The sequence below is a fragment of the Streptomyces sp. genome (genome assembly GCF_019510245.1).
Taxonomy (GTDB): domain Bacteria; phylum Actinomycetota; class Actinomycetes; order Streptomycetales; family Streptomycetaceae; genus Streptomyces.
In genome coordinates, this window is record NZ_JAEKKT010000199.1 from 35,856 (window position 1) to 45,563 (window position 9,708).

Below are 9,708 nucleotides of genomic sequence, written 5' to 3' on the forward strand. Positions count from 1 at the left end.
ATGACTTCTCCGACCTCCGCACGCGGCCGCAGGCGCGCCCCCACCCGCATCGAGCGGGCGGCGGGCAGGGCCGCGGCGCTGCAGAAACCACGTGTCATCCTCGCCCTGCTGCTCCTGCTGGCGCTGACCTGCGTCATGCTGCTCGACGGCTATCTGCGCGCAGAGGTCGGCGGCGACCAGCGGGTGCGCACCGGCGCCGGCTCCGGCAAGGTGCCGGACAAGATCATCGACGGCGGCCCGATCCTCACGTTCCGGGGCGGCCGGGCGACCACGGTCTCGGTCCCCGCCAAGACCATCGCCCTCACCTTCGACGACGGCCCGAACCCGACCTACACCCCGCGGGTCCTCAAGATCCTCGAACAGTACGACGTGCCCGCCACGTTCTTCCTGGTCGGCTCCATGGTGTCGCGCTACCCGGGCATCGTGAAGACGATGGTCCAGCAGGGCAACGAGGTCGGCATCCACACGTTCACGCACGTCGACCTGTCGTACCAGAGCGACGCCCGGATCAACCGCGAGATGCAGCAGACCCAGCTCGCGCTGGCGGGCGCGGCCGGCATCACCACGACCCTCTTCCGTGCGCCGTACTCATCGGAGACGGACGCCATCGACAACTACAGCTGGCCCGTCTACCAGAAGCTCGGCAAGGAGGGCTACACCAGCGTCTTCGTCGACACCGACAGCGACGACTGGAAGAAGCCGGGCGTCTCGAAGATCGTCAAGTGGGCCACGCCGAGCGGGACCAAGGGCGCCGCGGTCCTCTTCCACGACGCCGGCGGCGAGCGCTCGCAGACGATCAAGGCGCTGCCGCAGTACATCAAGAAGATGAAGGCGAAGGGCTACACCTTCACCACCGTCAGCGGTGTCATCGAGAAGCGGAACGCCGCGAACCGGCAGGCCGCCGCCGCGAGCACCACCTCGAACGCCCGGACCACCACCGGCCTCACCGAGGCCGGCGCGACCGGAACCGGAACCGGCACCGGGACGAGCACCGGTACGGGCGCCGGTGCGGGTACAGGTACGGGCACCGGATCCCGGCCGGGCGGCGGCACCGGTCCGAGCGGCGAGGCCGGTACCGCCCCCGAAGGCGGCACCGGCACCCGCACCACCGCCGTCTCCCGCCTCCAGGCCGCCCACCGGACGGCCACCGGCATGACCCTCTACGAGGGCAAGGCCCTCATCGTGGCGGTCGCGATAGCCGAGTGGGCCCTCCCCGTCCTCTCCGGACTGCTGTTCGTCGTCGGCGTCGCGGTGATGGGCCGCTTCGGGATGATGCTGCTCATCGCCCGCCGCCACTACAGACAGCGCAACAAACGCCGGTTCAGCTGGGGCCCGACGGTCACCCGGCCGGCGAGCGTGATCGTCCCGGCGTACAACGAGAAGGAGTGCATCGCCAACACCCTGGAGTCGCTGGCGCAGAGCACCCATCCGATCGAGGTCATCGTCGTCGACGACGGTTCCACGGACGGCACCTCGGAGATCGCCCGCGCCGCCGCCGACAAGCTGGGCATGCGCAACGTCCGCGTCGTCCGCCAGGAGAACGCGGGCAAGCCGGCCGCCCTCAACAACGGCGTGCGCAACGCCGCCTACGACATCGTCGTGATGATGGACGGCGACACGGTCTTCGAGCCGGACACGGTACGGCACCTCGTGCAGCCGTTCGCCGACCCCGAGGTCGGCGCGGTCGCCGGCAACGCGAAGGTCGGCAACCGCAACACGGTCATCGGTGCCTGGCAGCACATCGAGTACGTGATGGGCTTCAACCTCGACCGGCGCATGTACGACCTGCTGCGCTGCATGCCGACCATCCCCGGCGCGATCGGCGCCTTCCGCCGTGAGGCGGTCCTGGAGGTGGGCGGCATGAGCGAGGACACCCTCGCCGAGGACACCGACATCACCATCGCCATGCACCGCGCGGGCTGGCGGGTCGTCTACCAGGAGCACGCCAAGGCCTGGACGGAGGCGCCCGGTTCGCTGAAGCAGCTGTGGTCCCAGCGCTACCGCTGGTCCTACGGCACCATGCAGGCCCTCTGGAAGCACCGCAAGTCCCTCACGGACAAGGGCCCGTCCGGCCGCTTCGGCCGCGTCGGCATGCCCCTGGTGGTCCTCTTCCAGATCGTCACACCGGTCTTCGCCCCGCTCATCGACGTCTTCACGGTCTACTCCATGATCTTCGTCGACTTCGAGGCGGCCCTGCTGGCCTGGCTCGCCGTCCTCGGCATCCAACTGGCCTGCGCCGCGTACGCGTTCCGCCTGGACAAGGAGAAGTACCGCTACCTCGCGATGATGCCGCTGCAACAGCTGGCCTACCGCCAGATGATGTACCTCGTCCTCATCCACTCCTGCATCACCGCCCTCACCGGCGGCCGCCTGCGCTGGCAGAAGCTCAAGCGCACCGGCGAGGTCGGCACCCCGGCGGGAGTGAGCGGCTGATGACCTGGGACCAGCAGTACCCGTACCAGCAGAACCCGCACCCGCAGGACTACAACGGCTACGACTACGACCCCTACGGCGGCCAGCAGCAGTACGCCCAGCAGCCGTACCCCGACCACACCCACACCCCGGCACCGGACCAGACGGCCCCACTGCCCCTGGTGGACCCACAACCGCAACCGCAACCGGACCTGCAACCGCAACCGCAATCGCAACCGCAACCGCAGCCGGGTCCCACCGCTGCCACCGCAACCGCGGTGGGCAATCGTTCCGCACGGCGATGGGGGTCCCCCCGCTCGAGCGAAGCCGAGAGTGGGGGAGGGCGGGCACAGCCGACAGCGCCGGGCACCGAGGCAACAGACGCCAAGGACGCCGACCCTCGGCCCAAGGCCCCTGCACGGGACCGCTACTTCGACACCCTCCGAGCCGTCGCCCTCATCCGCGTCGTCACCTACCACACCTTCGGCTGGGCCTGGTGCGGCATGGTGTTCCCCTCCATGGGCATCATGTTCGGCCTCGCCGGCACCCTGATGGCGAAGTCCCTGGAGCGCCCCGCGGCGAAGGTGGTCAAGAGCCGCCTGCGCCGTCTGCTTCCCCCCTTCTGGTTCTGGGGTTTCTTCGTCGTCCTGGCGATGCTGATCCACGACTGGATGCCGGGCCGGCAGATCGTCTACTGGATCGTGCCGCTCGGCGACCCGCCGGGCGACGCGTGGGGCGAGCAGGCCTGGGAGATCCTCTGGTACCTGCGCACCTACCTCTGGTTCGTCCTCCTCTCCCCGGCCCTGCTGTGGATCTTCCGCAAGGCCCCCGTCCCGGTGCTCCTGGCGTCGCTGGCCCCGATCCTGGTCCTGAACTTCGTCTGGTCGGGCCCGGACAGCCGCTTCGGCAGCGCACTGTGGGACCTGGCGACGTACCTCTTCTGCTGGATCCTCGGCTTCGCGCACCGCGACGGCGTGCTCCGGCGGATGAAGCCGGCCCTGGTGATCGTCGGCTCGCTCGCCGCCGTCGGCTACGGCGGCTGGTACGCCTTCTCGCACCAGGCCGACTTCGGCACCTACGACCTGGACGAGAACCCCCTCGCGCAGGCCTTCTGGTCGGCCGGGTTCGTGATGCTGCTGATGTGGGCGAAGGCCTACTTCAAGATCGACTTCGCCTGGCTGACACGCTTCCGGAAGCTCGACCGGACGGTCACGATCTTCAACGCCCGCGCGGTGACGGTCTACCTCTGGCACGAGATCGCCCTGGTCCTCGCGGTCCCGCTGATCGACCAGATGTGGAACGTGCCCGCATTCGAGAAGTGGCTCCCGCTGGACAGCCAGTGGTTCATGTTCGGCGTGGGCTGGATCCTGATCGCGGTGTTCGTCGTGGCGTGCGGCTGGGTGGAGGACGTGGCCGCGAAGAAGAAGCCGAAGCTCCTCCCCTGAGGGCGTGCTGCAAGAATGGCGAGCGTGACCCGCGCTTCCCTGAACAAGCAGCCGCACGAAGTCGCCTCGATGTTCGACGACGTGGCGGAACGGTACGACCTGACCAACGACGTGCTGTCGCTCGGCCAGGACCGGCAGTGGCGGAAGGAGGTCGCCAAGGCGGTCGACGCGCGCCCCGCGCAGAAGGTCCTGGACCTGGCGGCCGGCACGGGCACCTCCTCCCAGCCGTTCGTCCGGGCCGGCGCCTATGTCGTGCCCTGCGACTTCTCCCTCGGGATGCTCCAGGTCGGCAAGCGGCGCAACGCCTGGATGCCCTTCACCGCCGGGGACGCCACCCGGCTGCCGTTCGGGGACGACACCTTCGACGCCGTGACGATCTCCTTCGGGCTGCGCAACGTCCAGGACACCGACGCGGCCCTGCGTGAGATGTACCGGGTGACGCGGCCCGGCGGGCGGGTGGTGATCTGCGAGTTCTCGCACCCGACCTGGGCGCCGTTCCGGACCGTCTACACCGAGTACCTGATGCGCGCCCTGCCGCCGGTCGCCCGCGCGGTCTCCTCCAACCCGGACGCCTACGTCTACCTCGCGGAGTCCATCCGCGCCTGGCCCGACCAGCCCGCCCTGGCCGGACGGCTGCGTGCGGCGGGCTGGTCGAAGGTGGCCTGGCGCAACCTCACCGGCGGGATCGTCGCCCTGCACCGGGGCTTCAAGGAGGCCTGAGCCCCGACCGGGGGATCACAGGCTGCTCACCTCGAAGGTGGTGTCCCCGGGCTGGTCCAGCTCCCGTTGCAGCCCGCCCCCGGGCGGCCGTGGGATGCGGGGCTCACGCACGCCCCCGCCGCCCTCGCCCTCACCGAAGTCGAACCACACGTACACCATCGAGTCCCGCGGCACCTCGGCACCGGGCTGCGGGAACTGGCGCACGACGTAGTCGACGACCGCGAGATGGAAGTCCGGCCGGTCCGGCGCGTTGAGGAACAGGCCCCGCGACCGGGCGGTCTCGCGCGCGTCCACGGCCATCAGTCCGACCAGCCGTGGCACGCGTACTTCGGGTGTTTTGGGTGTTATATGCACAGATGTCACCCCCAGCGGTACTGGAAGGGTAACCCCCGGCACGGGGCGGCTGGAAGCGGTAGGTGTCTTTCTGTGACAGATCGTCACTCTGTGTAGTCAATGGGTTTGGCGCTTCGCAGGTCGAGCCGGAAGCAGAGCGCCTCCTCCGCGAAGCGCGGGTCCGGGAACGTCCCCGCCAGTTCCATCCCGAGGCGCCGGGTCACCGCCACGGACCGCTCGTTGCCCGGCCGCACCATCGCCACCACCGTCGGCACGCCGGCCCCCCGCAGCCGCTCCAGCGTCATCCGCGCCGCCACGGTCGCGTACCCCTTTCCCCAGTGGTCCCGTCCCAGCCGCCAGCCGATCTCGATCTCGCCCCTGGGGCCCCACTCCCGCGGCCACGGCTGGGCGCCGGTGAAGCCGATGACCTGTCCGGCCTCGTCGGTCATCGTCCACAGGCAGTAGCCGAGCTCTGCGTCGTGCCGGCGCTGGCGGGCGGTGAGCTCCTCGTAGACGGACAGCTCGGCGGACCGGCCGCCGTGGAACTCCATGACCTCCGGGTCGTCGAAGACCCGGTGCCAGGCGAACGCGTCCTCGTGCGTGGGTACACGCAGCCGTACCGCGGGGAGAGCTCGGTTCACAGGGGCAGCCCTTCAGCAGGGTGATCAGTACCGCTGAATAGACTGCCCATGTCCAGTGCCGGTCGGCACGCAGATTTCGAGCCTTGGGGAGCCCCCGCCGTGACCGAGCCCCTCTCCGAAAACACCGCCGATGTCATCGTCGTCGGCGCGGGGCCAGCCGGCTCCACGACGGCCTACCACCTCGCCAAGTCCGGTCTGGACGTGCTGCTCCTGGAGAAGACCGAGTTCCCGCGCGAGAAGGTGTGCGGCGACGGACTCACCCCGCGCGCGGTGAAACAGCTGGTCGCCATGGGCATCGACATCTCCGAGGAGGCCGGCTGGCTGCGCAACAAGGGCCTGCGCATCATCGGCGGGGGCACCCGCCTCCAGCTCGACTGGCCGGATCTCGCCTCCTTCCCCGACTACGGCCTGGTCCGCAAACGCGACGATTTCGACGAACAGCTCGCCCGCCAGGCGCAGAAGGCGGGGGCCCGGTTGTACGAGCGGTGCAACGTCGGCGCCCCGATCGTCGACGACCGCACCGGCCGCATCACCGGCGTGCACGCCAAGCTCGGCGAGGAGAAGCGCGAAGTCACCTTCCACGCGCCCCTCGTGGTGGCCGCCGACGGCAACTCCACCCGGCTCTCCCTCGCGATGGGCCTGCACCGCCGCGAGGACCGCCCGATGGGCGTGGCCGTCCGGACCTACTTCACCTCCCCCCGTCACGACGACGACTACCTGGAGTCCTGGCTGGAACTCTGGGACCGCCGCGGCCCCCAGGACCGCCTCCTTCCCGGCTACGGCTGGATCTTCGGCATGGGCGACGGCACCTCCAACGTGGGTCTCGGCGTCCTGAACACCTCCGACTCCTTCAAGGAACTGGACTGGCGCGAGGTCCTCAAGGCCTGGTGCGCCTCCATGCCCGAGGACTGGGGCTACACCCCCGAGAACATGACCGGCCCGATCCGCGGCGCCGCCCTGCCCATGGCCTTCAACCGCCAGCCCCACTACACGCGCGGCCTGCTCCTCGTCGGCGACGCCGGCGGCCTGGTGAACCCCTTCAACGGTGAGGGCATCGCCTACGCCATGGAGTCCGGGCAGATCGCCGCCGACGTCATCGTCCAGGCCCACGCGCGGGCCACGGCCGGCGGCCGCGAGCTGGCGCTGCAGCGCTACCCGCGCGTCCTCAAGGACACCTACGGCGGCTACTACACGCTGGGCCGCGCCTTCGTGAAGCTCATCGGCAACCCGAAGGTCATGCAGATCGCCGCCCAGCGCGGCCTGACCCACCCGCTGCTGATGAAGTTCACGCTGAAGCTCCTGGCGAACCTCACCGACCCAACCGGCGGCGACGCGATGGACCGCATCATCAACGGCCTGAGCAAGGTGGCCCCGAAGGCCTGACCGCTCCTAGGAGCCGATCGCCTCGATGTTGGCGGCCCGGCGGGCGTAGACGTCCTCCCGCCGGTCCGCCACCTGCCGCAGCGCTTCCTTCCGCTCCCGCCTGGAGAGCCGGTCGAGATACACGCGCCCGTTCACATGGTCGGTCTCGTGCGCCAGGCAGCGGGCGAAATACCCGGTTCCCTCGACGGTGAGCGGGTTGCCGTGCTTGTCCTGCCCGTGGACGACGGCCCGGTCCGGCCGCGGTACGTCCATCGCGGCGCCCGGCACCGACAGGCACCCCTCGACGTCGTCGAGCAGCCGCCGTCCGGCCGGGTCCGGTGCCTCCAGGACGGGGTTGACGATGTGCCCGACATGCCGGACACCGTGATCGTCGGGGCAGTCGTACACGAACAGCCGCAGATCGACCCCGACCTGGTTCGCCGCGAGGCCGGCTCCCTCCGCGATGTACATCGTGAGGAACATGTCGTCGATGAGCGCGGCGAGGTCGGGACCGAACTCGGTGACGTCCCGGCACGGCTTGTGCAGGACGTCCTCACCGGTCTCGGTGATCCGGCGCACCGAACCGCGCCGGGCCTCGGGAGCGTGCCTGGGGTAGTAGTCCATGGGGTTCCCCTGGACGAAGACGCGTGGCATCGCGGTGTCTCCTTCTCGGATCTCGGGGCCGCCGCTCCGTACGGGCGGCCTGCACCGAGCATCCCAGGAGTCACCGGATCACGGGCGGGCCTGTGGAAAACCCTCGCGGTGACCCGCGACCTGTGGAGAACCGGGAGAAGGGCGGGCACGCCGGAAGGGCCGCTGCCCCCGAGCGGCTGCGGCCCTACCGTGCTTGCGTGATGCCTGAGTTGTCCCGGTTGCCCGGGTTGTCAGAGCACCCGCACCGCGCCGGTCGGCGGGTCGTACGACAGCGGGTGCTCACCGACACCGCTGGAGGGGTTCTGGGCGCCCACGAACATGCCGTCGCCGACGTACACCGCCACGTGGTAGGCGCTGCCGGCGCTGCCCCAGTAGAGGATGTCGCCGGGCTGGAGGTTGCTCAGCGAGACCTGGGTGCCCTGCGTCGACTGGTCCTGGGAGACGCGCGGCAGGCTGACGCCGACCGACTTGAAGGCGGCCTGGACGAGACCCGAGCAGTCCCACGAGTTGGGGCCCGTGCCGCCGGAGACGTAGGCGTCGCCGATCTGCGCCTTCACGAAGGCGACCACCGCGGCGGCCGAACCGGTCGCCGTGGACGTGCTCGTGGAGGTGCTGGAGGCCGTGGAGGCGCTGAGGGTGGTCCGCTCGGCGCTGCGCGAGGCGGCGCGCTCCGCGGCGGCCTTACGGGCCTCCTCGGCCTTCTTCTTCTTGGCCTCGGCCTTCTGCTTCGCCTCGGCGAGGTCCGCCTTGGCTTGCTTCGCGGCATTTGCGGCCGCCGCGTCGCGCTCGGCCTGGAGGGTGTAGTTCGCCGCGGCCTGCTGCGTGGCGTCGGCGGACTGGGCCACCTGGGTGGCCAGATCGGCCGTCAGGGTGGGCAGTTCGAGCGTCTGCGTCACGGGTTCGGCGGCACTCGCCGAGGCCGCGCCCGCCGCTGCCATGCCGAGGACGCCACCGGCAACTCCGGCGCGCACGGCGATGCTTGTCGTCGCGCTGCGGCGGGGCTTCCGGTGGCTGCGTATGTGAGCGGTGTGGGACATGGGAACAACCGGTATCAGGGGCTCCTTCATATCTACAAGAAACGTGTGCTGCGCCACAGTTGCTCAACCGAGACCGTGAATCCCTCGGGTGTCTTTCTTTATTGACGCCGTAACGGACATTGTGGACGCCTGTGATCAAGCCCGTGATCACGCTCTTTCGCTGTTACGTCCGGATTGCCCCCCGCTTACCATCGGTTTGGATGGTTGGCCAAGCCCCGCTCTCAGGCGCCTCTCATGGATGTGGCGGAGGTCACGGAACGGTTACCGGGAGGGGTGCGTCTCGCGCGGGACCGGGCCGGGGTCGAGCCGGCCGCGGATCCGGGTCGCGGTCCGCCGGGGTTCGTGAACGCGTGCACGCGTCCACACCGCGCCCCGCGCCTCCCTCTGATGTGTGAATGCGGTCCTCTATCAAGGCGCCCCGTCCATCGCGAATTTGCATGCAGGGGAACTCTCTTGATATGGAGACGGTCCCTCCGGACCCCCTCCGGCCAGCACCGACGGTCGAAAATGTCACTTCTGGTGATCAGCTGAACGCTTCGCGTGTGAAGATCACTACTCATCCGACTTCATGATCGATCGTCAGGTGGTGGAGATCACAAAGCTTGTGCAATACCCCGTGTCGCAGATCACAGAGCGGCGGGCATAAGATGCGAGGCAGTTGGGCTTGTGACCTGCTTCACATGTTCGCGATCTTCGCCCGGGACGCGCGGGGTTCGCGTGACGGACGAGGCAGGTGGGGAGCCCGATCCGAACCGCCACCAGTCAGTGCCGACTGAGAGGAGCGAGGAGCGGTGAACGCCTATGCGCCCATCCTCGTACTGGGAGCCCTCGGGGCAGGCTTTGCGATCTTCTCCGTGGTCATGGCCACGCTGATCGGTCCGAAGCGGTACAACCGCGCCAAGCTCGAAGCCTACGAGTGCGGAATCGAGCCGACCCCCACGCCGGCCGGCGGCGGGCGTTTCCCGATCAAGTACTACCTGACGGCGATGCTCTTCATCGTCTTCGACATCGAGATCGTCTTCCTCTACCCCTGGGCCGTCACCTTCGACGCCCTGGGTGTTTTCGGGCTCGTGGAGATGCTGCTCTTCGTGCTCACCGTCTTCG

9 protein-coding genes are annotated in these 9,708 nt (G+C 69.3%); 5 read left to right on the forward strand and 4 right to left on the reverse strand.

Annotated features, from left to right (window positions below; genetic code table 11):
- Genes JF597_RS40255 through JF597_RS40265 form a run of 3 tightly spaced genes read left to right on the forward strand, consistent with a single transcriptional unit; the run spans nt 1 to nt 4,577 of the window.
- Nucleotides 1-2,433 (forward strand): bifunctional polysaccharide deacetylase/glycosyltransferase family 2 protein, encoded by a 2,433-nt coding sequence (locus tag JF597_RS40255; protein ID WP_294008505.1) that lies wholly within the window; start codon nt 1-3, stop codon nt 2,431-2,433.
- Nucleotides 2,433-3,857, forward strand: a complete 1,425-nt coding sequence (locus JF597_RS40260; protein ID WP_294008506.1) for an acyltransferase — start codon at nt 2,433-2,435, stop codon at nt 3,855-3,857. Before JF597_RS40255 ends, JF597_RS40260 begins: the two co-directional genes overlap by 1 nt.
- 24 nt (nt 3,858-3,881) lie before the next feature.
- On the forward strand, nt 3,882-4,577 hold the full coding sequence (locus tag JF597_RS40265; protein ID WP_294008507.1) for a demethylmenaquinone methyltransferase: 696 nt from the start codon (nt 3,882-3,884) through the stop codon (nt 4,575-4,577).
- 15 nt (nt 4,578-4,592) lie between these two features.
- Here JF597_RS40265 and JF597_RS40270 read toward each other — a convergent pair whose 3' ends face one another.
- Both JF597_RS40270 and JF597_RS40275 read right to left on the reverse strand, forming a co-directional pair.
- Entirely contained in the window at nt 4,593-4,931 is a 339-nt protein-coding gene (locus tag JF597_RS40270; protein WP_294008508.1) for a PASTA domain-containing protein, read from the reverse strand.
- A gap of 83 nt (nt 4,932-5,014) precedes the next feature.
- A complete protein-coding gene (locus JF597_RS40275; RefSeq protein WP_294008509.1) occupies nt 5,015-5,551 on the reverse strand; it encodes a GNAT family N-acetyltransferase in 537 nt (178 codons plus the stop codon).
- 48 nt (nt 5,552-5,599) lie between these two features.
- On the opposite strand from JF597_RS40275, the gene JF597_RS40280 reads away from it, so the two are divergent.
- Nucleotides 5,600-6,934 carry a geranylgeranyl reductase family protein gene (locus JF597_RS40280; RefSeq protein WP_294008510.1) on the forward strand — a complete coding sequence of 445 codons (1,335 nt, stop codon included), beginning with the start codon at nt 5,600-5,602 and terminating at the stop codon, nt 6,932-6,934.
- A gap of 6 nt (nt 6,935-6,940) precedes the next feature.
- On the opposite strand, the gene def is transcribed toward JF597_RS40280, so the two are convergent.
- Together def and JF597_RS40290 are read right to left on the reverse strand one after the other, a co-directional pair.
- Nucleotides 6,941-7,567 (reverse strand): peptide deformylase, encoded by a 627-nt coding sequence (def, locus tag JF597_RS40285; RefSeq protein ID WP_294008511.1) that lies wholly within the window; start codon nt 7,565-7,567, stop codon nt 6,941-6,943.
- A 230-nt stretch (nt 7,568-7,797) separates the two neighbouring features.
- A complete protein-coding gene (locus JF597_RS40290) occupies nt 7,798-8,604 on the reverse strand; it encodes a C40 family peptidase (protein ID WP_294008512.1) in 807 nt (268 codons plus the stop codon).
- A gap of 791 nt (nt 8,605-9,395) precedes the next feature.
- On the opposite strand from JF597_RS40290, the gene JF597_RS40295 reads away from it, so the two are divergent.
- The coding region (locus tag JF597_RS40295; protein ID WP_294008513.1) for an NADH-quinone oxidoreductase subunit A at nt 9,396-9,708 on the forward strand (313 nt) is incomplete at its 3' end.